General features: G+C 69.1%; 14 protein-coding genes. 9 read left to right on the forward strand and 5 right to left on the reverse strand.

Translation table 11 applies throughout. The features are described from left to right. Nucleotides 1-79: 79 nt before the first annotated feature. The 4 genes from AC1DVI_RS15960 to AC1DVI_RS15975 all read left to right on the forward strand — a co-directional run bounded on the left by AC1DVI_RS15960 (nt 80) and on the right by AC1DVI_RS15975 (nt 2,428). Nucleotides 80-628 (forward strand): sigma-70 family RNA polymerase sigma factor, encoded by a 549-nt coding sequence (locus AC1DVI_RS15960; RefSeq protein ID WP_476958791.1) that lies wholly within the window; start codon nt 80-82, stop codon nt 626-628. A gap of 3 nt (nt 629-631) precedes the next feature. Next, nucleotides 632-1,450 carry an anti-sigma factor family protein gene (locus AC1DVI_RS15965; RefSeq protein ID WP_476958792.1) on the forward strand — a complete coding sequence of 273 codons (819 nt, stop codon included), beginning with the start codon at nt 632-634 and terminating at the stop codon, nt 1,448-1,450. Nucleotides 1,451-1,520: 70 nt separating this feature from the next. Further along, nucleotides 1,521-1,856, forward strand: coding sequence for a hypothetical protein (locus AC1DVI_RS15970; RefSeq protein WP_476958793.1), 336 nt, complete (start codon nt 1,521-1,523; stop codon nt 1,854-1,856). A 140-nt stretch (nt 1,857-1,996) separates the two neighbouring features. Then, the gene (locus AC1DVI_RS15975) at nt 1,997-2,428 is read left to right on the forward strand and encodes a hypothetical protein (protein WP_145682063.1); all 432 of its coding nucleotides are present in this window, start codon (nt 1,997-1,999) and stop codon (nt 2,426-2,428) included. Nucleotides 2,429-2,442: 14 nt separating this feature from the next. Here the strand turns inward: AC1DVI_RS15975 and AC1DVI_RS15980 are convergent, their stop codons facing one another. Further along, a complete protein-coding gene (locus AC1DVI_RS15980) occupies nt 2,443-2,748 on the reverse strand; it encodes a hypothetical protein (RefSeq protein ID WP_476958794.1) in 306 nt (101 codons plus the stop codon). A gap of 217 nt (nt 2,749-2,965) precedes the next feature. Between AC1DVI_RS15980 and AC1DVI_RS15985 the strand changes: the two genes are divergently transcribed. Beyond that, entirely contained in the window at nt 2,966-3,685 is a 720-nt protein-coding gene (locus tag AC1DVI_RS15985; RefSeq protein ID WP_476958795.1) for an extensin-like domain-containing protein, read from the forward strand. A 30-nt stretch (nt 3,686-3,715) separates the two neighbouring features. Here AC1DVI_RS15985 and AC1DVI_RS15990 read toward each other — a convergent pair whose 3' ends face one another. Beyond that, on the reverse strand, nt 3,716-4,756 hold the full coding sequence (locus AC1DVI_RS15990) for an MBL fold metallo-hydrolase (protein WP_476958796.1): 1,041 nt from the start codon (nt 4,754-4,756) through the stop codon (nt 3,716-3,718). Nucleotides 4,757-4,967: 211 nt separating this feature from the next. On the opposite strand from AC1DVI_RS15990, the gene AC1DVI_RS15995 reads away from it, so the two are divergent. Beyond that, nucleotides 4,968-5,156: a hypothetical protein gene (locus AC1DVI_RS15995; protein WP_476958797.1), complete on the forward strand. Its 189-nt coding sequence runs from the start codon at nt 4,968-4,970 to the stop codon at nt 5,154-5,156. A gap of 47 nt (nt 5,157-5,203) precedes the next feature. Here AC1DVI_RS15995 and putA read toward each other — a convergent pair whose 3' ends face one another. Beyond that, nucleotides 5,204-8,932 (reverse strand): trifunctional transcriptional regulator/proline dehydrogenase/L-glutamate gamma-semialdehyde dehydrogenase, encoded by a 3,729-nt coding sequence (gene putA, locus AC1DVI_RS16000; RefSeq protein WP_476958798.1) that lies wholly within the window; start codon nt 8,930-8,932, stop codon nt 5,204-5,206. A gap of 69 nt (nt 8,933-9,001) precedes the next feature. Further along, nucleotides 9,002-9,886, reverse strand: coding sequence for a pyrroline-5-carboxylate reductase (gene proC / locus AC1DVI_RS16005; RefSeq protein WP_476958799.1), 885 nt, complete (start codon nt 9,884-9,886; stop codon nt 9,002-9,004). A 168-nt stretch (nt 9,887-10,054) separates the two neighbouring features. Between proC and AC1DVI_RS16010 the strand changes: the two genes are divergently transcribed. Then, complete coding sequence (locus AC1DVI_RS16010) at nt 10,055-10,516, forward strand: Lrp/AsnC ligand binding domain-containing protein (protein ID WP_014242014.1); 462 nt, start codon at nt 10,055-10,057, stop codon at nt 10,514-10,516. 23 nt (nt 10,517-10,539) lie between these two features. Here AC1DVI_RS16010 and AC1DVI_RS16015 read toward each other — a convergent pair whose 3' ends face one another. Beyond that, a complete protein-coding gene (locus tag AC1DVI_RS16015; RefSeq protein ID WP_476958800.1) occupies nt 10,540-10,686 on the reverse strand; it encodes a hypothetical protein in 147 nt (48 codons plus the stop codon). Nucleotides 10,687-11,115: 429 nt separating this feature from the next. On the opposite strand from AC1DVI_RS16015, the gene AC1DVI_RS16020 reads away from it, so the two are divergent. Beyond that, nucleotides 11,116-13,272 (forward strand): carbohydrate-binding domain-containing protein, encoded by a 2,157-nt coding sequence (locus AC1DVI_RS16020; RefSeq protein WP_476958801.1) that lies wholly within the window; start codon nt 11,116-11,118, stop codon nt 13,270-13,272. A gap of 829 nt (nt 13,273-14,101) precedes the next feature. Further along, a complete protein-coding gene (locus AC1DVI_RS16025) occupies nt 14,102-14,983 on the forward strand; it encodes a glycosyltransferase (RefSeq protein WP_145624764.1) in 882 nt (293 codons plus the stop codon). Nucleotides 14,984-15,003: the final 20 nt, after the last annotated feature.

Genomic DNA, 15,003 nt, shown 5'->3' on the forward strand with positions numbered 1-15,003 from the left:
CCCGCCCCGGGATTAAAAGGCCCTCCCGAAACGAAAACGGAGCAGGAAATCGGGAAAATCCAGTCCACGGGGTGGAGACGTGACGTTCAGCCTGCGCGATCAACTGTCGAATCAACTGCGCTCCCTGCGCCGCTACGCCCTGGCGCTGGCGCGCAACCGCGACGATGCGGAGGATCTCGTGCAGGAGACGCTGGTGCGCGCCATTTCCGGCTCCCGGACCTTCCGGCCGAACGGCGACCTGCGGTCCTGGCTGTTCGGCATCCTGCACAACGTCCACGTCAACGGGGTGCGGCGGGAGCAGGTGCGGGCGCGCGGCGCCTCGGCCATCGAGGCCATGGCGTACGGGCAGATGCCGCCCAACCAGCCCGACCATGTCGAGCTGATGCGGACCATCGAGGCCTTCGCCACCCTTCCCGACGAGCAGCGCCGCGTCCTCACCCTCGTTGCCGTGGAGGGGATGAGCTACCAGGAGGCCGCCCGCCAGTTGGACATCCCGCTCGGCACGCTGATGTCGCGCCTGGCCCGCGGGCGGGAGGCGCTGCGGGTGGAGATGGGCCACCGGGAGATGGGCCGCCGGGAGCTGGACCAGCGCGACCGCACCCAGACCGCGCTGCGGGCGGTGAGGTGAGCCATGGGCGGTGATCCCATCAGCCTCAACCAGGACGCCGATCTGCATCTCTACATGGACGGCGAGATGGAGCCGGCCCGCCGCGCCGCCTTCGAGGCGCAGCTCGCCGCCAACCCGGCGCTGGCCGCCAAGCTGCACGAGTACCGGCACCAGCAGGATATGCTGAAGCTCGGCCTCGACATGATGGCCGCCGTTTCGGTGCAGGAGACCGAAACGCTGGCCGGGCGCCTGCGCTGGCGTCTGGACATGGACCGCTTCACCCGGCGGGTCGCCCCGCTGGCCGCCGCGATGCTGCTGGTCATGGGGGGATGGAGCCTGACCCTGTGGGTGCAGTCGGGCGGGACCGGCGGACCGCAGCTGGCCGGCGAGGTCGATGACGTCCCCGCCTTCGCGGACGAGGCGGCGGAGGCCCATTCCAAGGCCGTCGCGCTGAACACGCTGCAGCCGCCCCCACGCCAGATCGACGCCACGCCGGTCCCGGTTCAGACCGCCCAGGTCCCGCTGCCGGAGGGCCGCGGCATGACGGTGGCGCTTCCCGCCATCGGTCCGGAACTGACCCTGATCCGGGCCAGCATCGTGCCATGGAACCATGGCACCGCTCTCCAGTTTCTCTACAGGGAACCGGACGGCGAGCTGCTGACCCTGTTCGTCGCCTCCGGCGGTCCGGCGCAGGACGGCACCCTGCACACCGTCGTGCAGGACAGCCTGCGGCTCGTCTATTGGCGGGCCGGGCTGGTCGCCTACACCGTCACCGGCAATAAGGCCGACGGCGATCTGCTGACCGTCGCCAGGAAGATGGCGGACAGCATCCGCCGATCCTGACACCGCACCGCCCGGACCCCGCGCCTCATCCGTGGCGGGCGGTGCCCCACCAAGCCTGTGGAGCCCAGCCATGAGCCTGCACACCGATCCGGACGAGCGGAACGGCCATCCGCTGGACATGGTCGAAACCTTCGTCGCCCGCGAGCATTGGGAACCGATCCTGCGCCAAGCCGCCTTCAACGGCATGGTGCTGGGCGCGGTCACCCTGTTCCTCGGGCTGGACGCGCTGCCCGGCCTCGCGATCATCCACTTCATCACCTTCGCGTCGGGCATGGCCCAGGGCTTCCTGGCGCTGCGCCTGGAGGAGAGCGGGCAGGACGAGGCGGCCGTCGCCGTGGGGCGGCGCTCCATGGCCGCCTTCACGCTGGCCTCGGTCACGCTGTTCCTGATGCCCTTCGCGGTCTGATCCGCGCAGAAGTCACGCGCGAAACCGGCCGTTCCGTGTCATGGTCCCCGTTCCGCCGGGGACCTCCCCCCGGTTGGGGATTTCCAAGACGGGGACTGGAACAGCCGATGCGGGGCAGGCAGACACGCTCCGGGAGCCGGATGCAGATCCGTGCGCCCTATCTCGACCCGGTGCGTGTGGGGGAGACCTCGGGGAATCTGCGCTGCCGCTGCTGCGGGCGGCCGGACGGGGTTGTCGTGCGCTGCCTGCCCGACGGGCGCTGGTACGACGGGGCGGACGAGACGTGGCGCGACGGGCGCGGGCGCCGCGTGCCCTGGCCGGAGGCCACCGAATACGCCGCCACCACCGACATCCTGGTCAGCGTCGAGGCGTTGCGCATCACCCGCTCCGCGGTCGAACGGGTCCGCCTGCTGTGCAACCGCTGCCGCCGGCTGGAGGGCGCTGTTCATGGCCGCGCCCGCGCCCGGATCAGCATCCTGCTGCGCCGGGCCATCGGCGACCTGTTCCTCGGCCGCTACGACGATCCCGCCGTCCTGACGGCGCTGGTCGACCTGTACCGCAAGGACGGCTGAGCGGCGATCGCACCTCAGCCGGCGGTGTCCTCGGCCATCCCACCGTCGAGCCGTGCCGCCAACTCCCGCCGCGCCAGCAGCTCCGGCGCCACCGTCGCCGCAGGAACCGTGGCGGGCAGGCGGCCATAGGCGCCGATGCCGAAGGCCCCGGCGTCGCCGACGATCCACTCCTCGGCGGGCGGAGGCGGCGGGGGCGTTTCGATCTTCCGGAACAGCGCCGCGGCGGAGGCCAGCGCGGAGGAAGCGGTGAGCGGGATCGTGGAATTCGCGCGTTCGGTCCGGCCCTGCATGGCCAGGACTTCATCATGTGCATCGGACATGGGCCTCTCCCTCACCGCGTGACGAAGGGTAACGCTGGAACTGTGGCATGGAAGTCACGCTCCGTCCAATTGCACGAACGGATGAACCGCCGCTTGGACAACAGTCCGCCCCCACCGCCGGTTCATAAGCAATTAGGAGGAATACGATCCGGAGGAGCCACGCGACCGTCCCGGCTGTTCAGAATGCGGCAGCGCAACGGGGAGAGGCGGCAGACGCATGGCACGGTTCTTCCGCTGGGCGGCGGCCCTGCTGTTTCTGGCCGCCATGGGCGGGGCGGCGGCGGTGGGAACGGGCGCGGTGACGGTTCCGCCCCGCTACGACCCGTGGGCGCCGCTGGACATCGCGGAGGCGCCGAACCTGCTGACCCGCCTCAAGCTGTCCCGGCTGGACGGCGCGCCCCGGCAATGCCACGCCGTCCTGGGCGTCGCGGGCCTGCGCTTCAGTCCGGTGACCGACCGGCAGACCGGTCCGGGCTGCGGCTTGACCGACGCGGTGCAGGTCAGCCGCTCGGCGGTGGCCTTCAACAGCGGCTTCACGGTCACCTGCCCGCTCGCCGCCGCCTGGATGCTGTTCGAGACGCACACGCTCCAGCCCGCGGCGCAGCGGCATTTCGGGCAGCGCGTGACGCGGGTTCGGCATCTGGGAAGCTACGCCTGCCGCAACGTCTACGGCCGGGCGGAGGGACGCCGCAGCGAGCACGCCACCGCCAACGCCCTCGACATCGCCGGATTCACACTGGCCGACGGGACCACCATCGCCCTGCCCGGCGACTGGAGTCCGTCGGACGGACGGCCAGCCACTGGGAAGGGCGCCTTCCTGCGCGAGGTGCGCGACGGTGCCTGCGATGTCTTTCGCGCGGTGCTGGGCCCCGACTACAACGAGGCCCACCGCGACCACTTCCACCTCGACATGGGCCCCTACCGCGTCTGCCGGTGAGGCGGTGTCCGCCGGATCAGGCGCTCAGGGTCAAACGCTGTGGTAGGCCAGCACCCCGTCAGCGCGCGTCTCGATGCGAAGTTCGCCGCGCCCGACCATGTAGTTGAGGTGGGCCAGCGCCTCCCCGAAGGCGAAGCTCAGCTGGTGGGAATCCAGCGCCCGGCGGAACAGCACCGGCACCAGCTCCTTGCAGCTCAGCGGCTTGGCGCGGCAGGCCTCGGCGATCTGCGCGCAGCGGTCGGCGTGGTGGGCCTCCAGCGCGCGGGTGCGGTGGTCCAGCCCGTAGAAGGGCAGCCTGTGGCCGGACAGGACCAGCGCGTCCGCCGCCACCTCCTCGCGGATCGCGGCCAGCGACGACAGGTAGAGCCCCAGCGGGTCGGCCTTGGGCTGCATCGCCGAGACGCTGACGTTGGGGGAAATGCGCGCGATGACCTGATCGGCGGCGAGGAACAGCCGGTCGGCGGCGCAATAGAGCATCACCTGCTCCGGCGAATGGCCGCCGCCGGTCAGGATGCGCCAGTCGCGCCCGCCCAGCCGCAGGGTCTGGCCGGGAATCATCCGCTCGAAGCTGGGCGCCAGCCCCGTCGTGCGGTTCAGGTAGCTGAGGCCACGGCCGAGCATCTGCTGGATCTCGTCGGCCGACAAACCCCCGGAGTGGTAGAAGGCGTCCTGCGCCTCCAGCGCTTGGGGATCACGCCCCTGTTGCAGAAGCTTGGCGTAGAAATACTCGCTCTGCGTCATGTGCAGCGGCGGGGCGAAACGCTCATGCAGCCAGCCGGCCAGACCGACATGGTCCGGGTGGAAATGGCTGACCACCAACCGGACGATCGGCTTGCCGCCCAGCGGGCCGCGCAGCAGCCGGTCCCAGCACTCGCGGCTGACGTCGTCGCCCAGCCCGGTGTCGAACAGCGCCCAGCCGTCCCCCTCCTCGAAGAGGTAGAGGTTGACGTGGTCCAGCGCGTAGGGCAGCGGCAGGCGCAGCCACAGCACACCCGGCGCCACCTCCCGGACCGTTCCATTGTCCGGCGGTTCGGAAAACGGATGGCGGATGAGTTCGGCGTCGTCTTTCACCCTGATGATCCTCCTTGCGCTGCGGTGCCCCCAACCTCTTGGCTACCCGTTGGTTCGCATCCGGTCAACTATCCGTAAATAGAACATTCCGGTCATTGACGCACCTCGCGTTTCGTCCCATGTGCGCTCCCCCACGGGAGCATCAAGGGATCCGCAACGAATGCGCCGCGCACCGGTTAACCAAAGGGCATTGCCAAAGGAGAATACCCGGATGACCACCGCAACGTTCAGGATCATCCGCCACGCCGACGGGCCGATTTTCTTTGACGATCGGACGATCACACTCGCGGAGGCGCAGATCATCATCAACGACGCCATCGCGAAGGGCGACCTGGAGGTCGGGTCCTTCCTGCGCATCGACGACGAGGAGCTGGTGATCGAACGGGAGGTTGCGGGGTAGGCGGCGCGCCGCCCACCCCGACCCGTTCGAAGCCGTCAGCTCCCAGGTCAGCTCATGGCGACGAGGCTGGCGTTGCCGCCGGCCGCCGCGGTGTTGACGCTGATCGACCGCTCGTTCAGCAGCAGGTCGAGGTCGTAGCCCTCGCCCCGCCCCGCCGCCAGAGCCTCGGCGGTGGCCGCCTGCACCAGCAGGATCGGGCCGGGAAGCTCCGCGACGCGCCGGTTGAGGGCGGTTACGCGATCGCGGTCGCCCTCCACCAGAACCGCGGCGAGCGGCCCGACGTCGCGCCAATCCGCCGTGGTCCGCACCCGCGCAGCCAGCGCCGGGGGCAGGCCGCGCAGCAGCTCGGCCAGCTCCGGCGGGGCGTCCACCGCGGCGCTGTTTCCCGTCGCCAGGACCGCGCCGAGCTGGAGCAGCAGCCCCGTCCGCGTCTGCGGCAGCAGCAGGACGCGGCCCCGCCCATGCAGCTCATAGAGATTGCGCTCGCCCACCGGGCCGTTCAGCTCCGCGCCGCCGCCGATGGCGCTGCGCGCCGCATAGCCGGCGCAGCGCGACGCCTCGGCCGTGAAGCCCTTGGCGCGCAGCCACTCGCCGTAGGCCAGCCCCGCCGCGCGCGCCGCGTCCGGCCCGCGGAACTCCAGCCAGCCCTTGGGACGGCGGCTGAGCAGGCGGGAGAGGTAGAGCGGGCCGCCCGCCTTGGGGCCGGTGCCCGACAGGCCGTGGCCGCCGAAGGGCTGCACCCCGACCACCGCGCCGATGGTGTTGCGGTTGACGTAGACGTTGCCCGCGCCGATCCGCCCGGTCACCCGCTCGATGGTCGCGTCGATGCGGGTGTGCAGGCCGAAGGTCAGGCCATAGCCGGTCGCATTGATGGCGTCGACCAGTTTGTCGAGGTCGTCGCGGTGGAAGCGGACGACGTGCAGGACCGGGCCGAAGACCTCCCGCTCAAGCTCATGGATGCCGCCGATCTCGATCACGGTCGGGGCGACGAAGGTGCCGTCCGCCGTCTCGGCGGGCAGCGGCAGGAACTCCACATTGCGGCCCTTGGCTCGCATCGCCTCGATGTGGGCGGCGATGGTGGCGCGGGCCTCCTCGCTGATGACCGGGCCGACATCGACGGCCAGCCGGTCCGGGTTGCCGATGCGCAGCTCGCGCATGGCTCCCTTCAACATGGCGAGCGTGCGGTCGGCCACGTCCTCCTGCAGGCAGAGGATGCGCAGGGCGGAGCAGCGCTGGCCGGCGCTGTCGAAGGCCGACGCGATCACGTCGCCCACCACCTGCTCGGCCAGGGCGGAGCTGTCCACGATCATGGCGTTCTGGCCGCCGGTCTCGGCGATCAGCGGAATCGGCGCGCCGTCCGGCAGCGGACGCCCGGCGAGCTGGCGCTGGATCAGCCGCGCCACCTCGGTCGAGCCGGTGAACATCACCCCGCGCACCGCCTCGTGCCCGACCAGGGCGGCGCCGACCTCGCCCGCGCCGGGGAGAAGCTGGAGCGCCCCGGCGGGGATGCCGGCCGCGTGCAGGATGCGCACGGCCTCGGCGGCGATCAGCGGGGTTTCCTCGGCCGGCTTCGCCAGAACCGGGTTGCCGGCGGCCAGCGCCGCGGCGATCTGGCCGGAGAAGATGGCCAGCGGGAAGTTCCACGGGCTGATGCAGACCACCGGCCCCAGCGGGCGGTGGGTGGCGTTGTCGAAGCGATCGCGTGCCTGCGCCCCGTAATAGCGCAGGAAGTCGATGGCCTCCCGCACCTCGGCGATGGCGTTGGGCAGCGACTTGCCCGCCTCGCGGACGATCAGGCCGAGCAGGGTCGGCATCCGCTCCTGCATGGCGTCGGCGGCGCGGAACAGGCCGGCGGCGCGCTCCTCCGGCGGGGTGGCGGCCCAGGCAGAGGCCGACGCGACGGCGTGGCCGAAGGCCTCCGCCACCAGGGCCTCGCTGGCCTCGGTCACCGAACCGACCACGTCGCGGCGGTCGGCCGGGTTGCGCACCGGCTGGGCCTGCCCCGCCCGCTCGCCGTCCGCCAGCAGCGGTGCGGCGGTCCAGGTCATCGCGGCGCTCGCCGACAGGGCGGCAGACAGGCGGGCCAGCTCCGTCTCGTCGGACAGGTCAAGGCCGGCGGAGTTCACCCGCTCCGGCGCATAGAGGTTCCGCGGCAGGGCGATCAGCGCGTGCGGCGCGCCCAGCGGGGCGATGGCCCTGGCGACCGCCACCGGGTCGGCGACCAGTTCGTCGACCGGGACCGCCGGGTCGGCGATGCGGTTGACAAAGGAGCTGTTGGCCCCGTTCTCCAGCAAGCGGCGGACCAGATAGGCCAGCAGCGTCTCGTGCGTGCCGACCGGCGCGTAAATGCGGCAGGGCCGCTTCAGCGGGCCGACGACCTCCTTGTAGAGCGGTTCGCCCATGCCGTGCAGGCACTGGAATTCGTACTGGCCGACCTGGAAGCCGTCGCCGGCCATCTCGTAGATGGTGGCGAGCGTCTGCGCGTTGTGCGTGGCGAACTGCGGGAACACCGCGTCGGGGGCGGCGAGCAGCTTGCGCGCGCAGGCGACGTAGGAGACGTCGGTGTAGACCTTGCGCGTGTAGACCGGGAAATCGGGCAGCCCGTCGAGCTGGGCGCGCTTGATCTCGCTGTCCCAATAGGCGCCCTTGACCAGACGGATCATCAGCCGGTGGCCGCTGCGCCGCGCCAGATCGACCAGGAAGTCGATGACGTAGGGGCAGCGCTTGCCGTAGGCCTGGACGACGAAGCCGATGCCGTTCCAGCCCGCCAGATCCGGGTCGAAGCACAGCGATTCCATCAGGTCGAGCGACAGCTCCAGCCGGTCGGCCTCCTCGGCGTCGATGTTCAGGCCGATGTCGTAGCCCTTGGCAAGCAGCGCCAGCGCCTTCACGCGCGGCAGCAGCTCGTCCATCACCCGGTCGGCCTGGGCGCGCGAATAGCGCGGGTGGATAGCCGACAGCTTGATGGAGATGCCCGGCCCCTCATAGACGCCGCGCCCCGCCGACGCCTTGCCGATGGCGTGGATGGCGTTCTCGTAGTCGGCGTAGTAGCGCGCGGCGTCCTCCGCCGTCAGCGCCGCCTCGCCCAGCATGTCGTAGGAGTAGCGGAAGCCCTCGGCCTCCATCGGGCGGGCGTTGGTCAGCGCCTCCTGGATGGTCTGGCCGGTGACGAACTGCTCGCCCATCATGCGCATGGCGAAATCGACGCCGCGGCGGATCAGCGGCTCGCCGCCGCGCGCGATCAGGCGGGTCAGGGCCGAGGACAGCGCCTGCTCCCCGCCCGCCGAGGTCAGCTTGCCGGTGATGAGCAGCCCCCAGGTGGCCGCGTTGACGAACATCGAGCCGCCCTTGCCGAGATGCGCCTGCCAGTCGCCCCCGGCGATCTTGTCGCGGATCAGCGCGTCGCGCGTGGCGTGGTCGGGGATGCGCAGCAGCGCCTCCGCCAGACACATCAGCGCCATGCCTTCCTGGCTGGACAGGCTGTATTCGTGGATCAGCCCCTCGACGCCGCGGCCCCGCGGCTTGGCGCGCAGGGCGGTGATCAGCTTGCGGGCGGTGGCCGCCGCCGCGGTGATGACGCCGGGGGGAAGGGCCGCCTGCTCGAACAGGAAGGGCAGGCATTCCGGCTCGGGCCGACGGTAGGCGGCGGTAATCGCGGCGCGCAGGTCGGTCGCCGGGCGGATGGGCGGGGCGAAGTCCGCGAAGGGTACCGCGCGGCCGGAGGAGGCGGACGGGGGGGTGGTCCGGGTGGCGGTCGGGTTGGTCATGCTGTTCATCGGTGTCGTCCGCTCGAATTCGCAGGCCGGGGGCGAGCCGGTCCCTGATGGTGAAAAGGGGTGTGCTTCTCAGGCTTTCGGGCCGGTTCCGCCCAGTTCGGCAGCGCGTTGGGCCGCCGCGCGCAGGGTCGCGTTCAACAGAGTCTGGAGGTGGTCATCGGCCATCAGCTTGGAAAGGCCGGCCGCCGTGGTCCCGCCGGGGGAAGTGACGCCGGCGCGAAGCTCGGCCGCCGGCTGGCCGGTGGCGCCCATCAGCGCCCCCGCCCCCTCGACCGTGGCGCGGGCCAGCCGTTCCGACACGTCGGCGGGCAGCCCCACCTCCGTCCCGGCGCGGGTCAGGCATTCCACGAGGTAGAAGACATAGGCGGGGCCGGAGCCGGACAGCGCCGTGGCGGCGTCGACCAGCGCCTCGTCGGCCAGCCACTCCAGGCTGCCGACCGCCGTCAGCAGGGCGGCAGCGCGTTCCCTTCGGTCGGCGGGACAGCCCGGTTCGGCCACCGCGACGGTGGCGCCGCGCCCGACCGCCGCCGGGAGGTTCGGCATCGCCCGAACCACGCTGCCCGCGGACGGGAACAGGCGGCGCAGGTCGGCCAGCGTCTTGCCCGCCATGATCGACAGCACCAGCGTCTGCGACGCCAGCATCGCCTGAACGCCCTCCGCGGCGCTCTCGACCATCTGCGGCTTGACCGCGACCACGAGGGTATCGACTGGGGCGGTATCCACTGGGGCGCCGTCCGCCGGATTCAGGCGGATGCCGGTCCGCACGGCCAGTTCGACCAGATCCGGCGCGGGGCTGGGGTCGGCGACCGCAATGGCGGAGGCCGGCACGCCCTGCGCCAGCCAGCCGCGCAACATGGCCCCGCCCATGCGTCCGGCACCCAGCAGAAGGATCGTGCCGCCGCCCGGCGCCGATCCGGCGCCATCCGCGGCGTTGGGGCCAATATCGAAGGTCACGGTGTCTCTCACCCGGTCCAATTCGTCTTCTCAAGGCCGCCGTGTTCGCTTTGTTTTGCTTGTTCCACTGCGGCATCCGCAGACTATCGTGGAGTTCGCCGTGCCTCCATGGTTGTTTTCGCCTTTGCACCGCGATATCAACGGAACAAGGTGGCATGGAGCGTGAAAATGACGGAGCTTGATCGGACCGACCGACGCATCCTGGCGATTTTGCAGATGGACGGGCGCATTTCCGCCGTTGATCTGGCGGAGCGGGTCGGCCTGTCGCCCACGACCGCCGGCGAGCGGATGCGGCGGCTGCTGAAAGACGGCTATGTGACGGGATTCACGGCGCGGCTCGATCCGCACCGGCTGGGTTTCGGGCTGATGGTGTTCGTCGAGGTGCTGCTCGACAAGACGACGCCCGACGTGTTCGACCGCTTCGCCCAGGCCATCCGCCACGCGCCGGAGGTTCTGGAGTGCCACATGGTGGCCGGCGGGTTCGATTATCTGGTGAAGACGCGGGTGGCCGACATGGCGGCTTACCGGCGGTTTCTCGGGGATGTGCTGCTGTCGCTGCCCGGCGTCCGGGAAACCCGCACCTACGCGGTGATGGAGGAGGTCAAGAACGACGGCCCCCTCCCCCTCTGACTCACTTCATATAAGTGGTCCGGTCAGGACACCCGGACGGGAGCCACCGGGCGGCGGGCCGGAAGAATGACCCGCACCGTGGCGTGCAGCGTGGCCAAGCCCAGCACCGACAACGCTGTCAGGAAGCCGGTCAGCAGAAACGCCAGCACCAGAAAGACCATCGTCTCCATGTCATACCTCCTTGCAAAGCATGCAGGGAGGCTAAGCCCGGATCGGTCCCGGCGGATTGACCCGAGTCAATGGATGATCCGAAACCGGCACCATCCCCTTTTTTCCCCGCCTCACCGCTATCCCTGGCTGCGCAGCGCAGCTTTCGGTACCGCCGTCGCGTCGGGCGGCGACGATGCTTTTTCCGCTGGTTGCAGCGCCAAATCAGCGCGCCACCGGGGCGTATCGGCATCACTGTGGCGGCAATGCAACGTATTTGAGATTTATTATCCTAAAATCGTCCCATTTAAGGCCACAACGAAGCCGATAGTCTTAAGGGGTAAGCCAAATGGCTAGAGCGCTAACCGAAAGGATGGGGACGCACCGACCGCGTGCCTGCCCCGCCGGCCACCAACCGCGGTGGCATCCCCACAAGGAAGAGAGTGCAGACCATGGACGATCTGGGTATCGACCTCCACCACCAGGACCTGACCGACCACACCAACTACGCCGGCGAGTTCGGCGCCGATACGTCGCACCTGACGATCAGCGAGACCGCCGTGTCCACCGCCGATCCGTTCGCGACGCCGGCCAGCCTCCTCCAGGCGCAGGCCCTCCAGGCCGCGCAGCCGCTGGCCCTTGCCGATGCCGCCGCGACCGCCGACAACGCCACGAAGATCGTCATCAACGCCGCCGGCAACTTGGCGGGCGGCGTCGCCCCGCACTTCAAGGTGATGGTGGACGGCAAGGTGATCGGCGAAGGTTCCGCCGGCACTGACGCCAAGGACTTCACCTTCAACGCCAACGTGACGGCGGATCAGGCCCACAAGATCCAGATCCAGTACGACAACGATGGTTTCGTGAACGGCCAGGACCGCAACCTGATCGTCAACAAGATCACCATCAACGGCCACGCGCTCGACGCGGCCGACCCGGCGGTGACCTACGACAAGGGCGCGCTGGACGGCAAGGACGTGGTCAAGGGGCAGTCCGGCATGTGGTGGGACGGCACGCTGGTCGTCGCCGCGCCCAAGGACTTCTTCCCCGCCGCGACCGCCGAAGCGGTGACGGGCGCCACGAAGATCGTCGTCAACGCCGCCGGCAACCTGGCGGGCGGCGTCGCCCCGCACTTCAAGGTGATGGTGGACGGCAAGGTCATCGGCGAGGGTTCCGCCGGCACCGCCGCCAAGGACTTCACCTTCAATGCGAACATCGCCGCCGGTCAGGCCCACAAGGTCCAGATCCAGTACGACAACGATGGCTTCGTGAACGGCCAGGACCGCAACCTGATCGTCAACAAGATCACCATCAACGGCAACGCGGTCAATCCGACCGACGCCTCCGTCACCTACGACAAGGGCGCGTTCGACGGCAAGGACGTGGTCAAGGGCCAGTCCGGCATGTGGTGGGACGGCACGCTGGTCGTCGCCGCGCCCAAGGAGTTCTTCCCCTCCTCGACCACCACGCCCACCACGCCGACGACGCCGACCACCCCCACGACGCCGACGGCCCCGCCCGCCCCGTCGAACCCGGGCGGCGGCACGTCGGATTATCCGGCGACCCCGGCCTCGCAGGTCTTCTACATCGACGCGACGCACGGCAACGACAGCAACTCCGGCAACAACCCGAACCAAGCCTGGAAGTCGCTGGCCAAGGTGAACTCGACCAACTTCGCCGCCGGCTCGCTGGTCCTGTTCGAGCGTGGCGAGACCTGGACCGACAGCCTGCTGGTCTCGACCTCCGGCACCTCCGACAAGCCGATCATCTACGGCGCCTACGGCACCGGCGCCGACCCGATCATCAAGGCCAAGAGCGGCGCCAGCTACGCCGTCAGCCTGAACAACAAGGACAACATCACGTTCGACAACCTGACGATGACGGGTTCGAACGACACCGGCCTGCTGCTCAACGGCGGCGCCATGAACGTGAAGGTCACCAACTCCCAGATCATCGACAACCGCGGTTCGGGCGTCGTCATCAGCGGCACCTCCAACAACCTGCGCATCGATCATTCGACGATCGACGGCAACGGCGGTTACGGCCTCGTCCACTACTCCGCCGACAACGCCAACCAGTACTTCACCAACAACATCATCAGCGACAACGGCTGGCGGACCGATGCGGTGTATTCGGGCTGGAACGGCCGCATCCTGAGCGGCGAGATCGCCGGCAACACGATCTTCAACAACGGCAGCGGCGGCGGCGACGGCCGGTCGCACGGGCTGTACCACGACCACAGCCAGGCTAACAGCACGCTGAAGATCCACGACAACGTGATCTACTCGAACCCGCGCGGCGCCGGCATTCTCGCCAAGTCGAGCACCGAGATCTACAACAACACGATCTACGGCAACTCGAACGTCGGCATCTCGATCGGCCAGAACCAGACCACCAACGTCACCTACAAGATCTACGGCAACGAGATCTTCAACAACAACGGCGGCATTATGGAGCACCTGAAGGGCAGCGGGTCGATCACGCTGAGCCTGTACGACAACACCTTCTACAACAACAACGGCCGTGCGGCGATCAACATCGCCGACAGCATCAAGCAGACGGTGACCAACAACACCATCTCCTCGGCCTCCAAAGCCAACCCGATCATCTGACGATCGGGGGTTCCGACCCTTTGGCGACGTCCGCGCCCGGCCAGTCTCTGGCCGGGCGTTGGCGTGTCCGGGCGGCATGTCCAGGCGGCGTGTTTGGCCAACTTTTCCGGTTTTCGTTCGCGACACAAAACGGCAATAATCGGAAGGACAGCCCGGCCGGCGGCGTCGACTTCGCCTCTATTTCTTGTGCGCTGCACAATAAGGCCCAACTCATCGGAGCGGAGAAGTCCGGACGACATCCCCGTTCACCGCCTTTTCATGACGATCAGCCGTTATTTCTCCGCAGTGCGCGCGGCATCCCCCACTTTTTCCCAAATCGACCAAAGTGGCAGTCGGCTTTCTCTTTGGGGCGCTGCGAAGGGGATATTTATCTTGCACTTTATGTAGGTTTACCCGCCATCCGCCCTTTGATAGCGTCCACAGACCTAATCCGTGCCTATGCGTGCATCGGCACCGGCCGATACGACGGCCAGGGGTGTCCTAATCCGGGATGCGGACCGGACGGAAATCCTCACCGAACCGACCAGGAAAGGGACGAGACAGGGCAAGAAACGGCACTGCAAACGACGACAAGGACGGGACGGCAGGCGCCGCACAGGCGCCAGACCGACGGCCACCGGGGAAGGAACGCCGAAACCGCTTGCGCGCGCGTGCCGCGGACGCGGGGCTCAGGGCGGCACGCAAACGCCTCCATTCCCAGGGCCGCGGTGTCCGTGGTCACGGCCATCGCACGCCGTCCGCGTCGCCACGACAAGAGGGGTGGAGACCAGGTATGAATCACGTGAGCGGACCGAGGGACGGTCGGGACACTCAATCGATCAGCGTGCTTATGGCCACCTACGCTGGCGAGAAGGCGGACAACCTTCAGGCCGCGCTGGAGAGCGTCTATACGCAGACGCTTCTCCCGCGCGAGTGCGTGCTGGTGGTCGATGGACGGATCGGGGAGGAGCAGGAGAAGGTCATCGCCCGCTATCAGGCATCCAACGCCTGCCGGCTTGTGGTGGTGCGACGGCGCAACCAGGGAGGCTTGGCCCGCGCGCTGAACGATGGGCTGCAATACTGCACGGGCTATCTGGTGGCCCGCATGGACAGCGACGACATCTGCCTGCCCCACCGCTTCGAGACGCAGGCGCGCGCCTTCGCCGAGCAGGGAGGGCTGGACGCGTCGTTCTCCTGGCACGCGGAGTTCGAACAGGACCCCGGCGCCATCACCTGCGTGAAGCGCAGCCCGGAGACGCACGAAGAGATCAGCCAAGGCATGAAGTGGCACTGCGTCCTGTCGCACCCCACCATGATGGTGCGGCGGCGGGCGCTGACCGCCATCGGCGGCTACCGCTCCTGCTTCGGGAATCTGGAGGACTACGACCTGTATGTCCGCCTGCTTCAGGCTGGGGCGCGCATGGAGACGGTGCAGGAGGCGCTCCTCCTCTTCCGCACCAGCATGGCCCAGCGCGTCCGCCGCGGCGGGTTGCGCTACGCCGTCAACGAATGGGCCTTCCGGGTTTGGTGCTGGCGGTCGGGTTTCCTGACCAATTCGGAGTTCCTGGCGACGGCCTCGCTTCAGATCGGCTTCCGGCTGACGCCGCCGGGCCTGAAGAGGATGCTGTACCGCCTGGTCCGCACGCCGACCGAGGCGCAGGCCATGGCCCGGATCCACACCGCCATGATCCAGCCCAAGCGCCTCGCCCCCGATGGCGCGGACGCCCTCTGACCTTCTGCCCCCCGACCTAC

Source organism: Azospirillum sp. P4_B5 (genome assembly GCF_056402275.1).

Coding starts and splice junctions, on each gene's coding strand:
- AC1DVI_RS15965 (WP_476958792.1), top strand. CDS start 632: ATGGGCGGTGATCCCATCAGCCTCAACCAGGACGCCGATCTGCATCTC.
- AC1DVI_RS15970 (WP_476958793.1), top strand. CDS start 1,521: ATGAGCCTGCACACCGATCCGGACGAGCGGAACGGCCATCCGCTGGAC.
- AC1DVI_RS15975 (WP_145682063.1), top strand. CDS start 1,997: ATGCAGATCCGTGCGCCCTATCTCGACCCGGTGCGTGTGGGGGAGACC.
- AC1DVI_RS15980 (WP_476958794.1), bottom strand. CDS start 2,748: ATGTCCGATGCACATGATGAAGTCCTGGCCATGCAGGGCCGGACCGAA.
- AC1DVI_RS15985 (WP_476958795.1), top strand. CDS start 2,966: ATGGCACGGTTCTTCCGCTGGGCGGCGGCCCTGCTGTTTCTGGCCGCC.
- AC1DVI_RS15995 (WP_476958797.1), top strand. CDS start 4,968: ATGACCACCGCAACGTTCAGGATCATCCGCCACGCCGACGGGCCGATT.
- putA (WP_476958798.1), bottom strand. CDS start 8,932: ATGAACAGCATGACCAACCCGACCGCCACCCGGACCACCCCCCCGTCC.
- AC1DVI_RS16010 (WP_014242014.1), top strand. CDS start 10,055: ATGACGGAGCTTGATCGGACCGACCGACGCATCCTGGCGATTTTGCAG.
- AC1DVI_RS16015 (WP_476958800.1), bottom strand. CDS start 10,686: ATGGAGACGATGGTCTTTCTGGTGCTGGCGTTTCTGCTGACCGGCTTC.
- AC1DVI_RS16020 (WP_476958801.1), top strand. CDS start 11,116: ATGGACGATCTGGGTATCGACCTCCACCACCAGGACCTGACCGACCAC.
- AC1DVI_RS16025 (WP_145624764.1), top strand. CDS start 14,102: ATGGCCACCTACGCTGGCGAGAAGGCGGACAACCTTCAGGCCGCGCTG.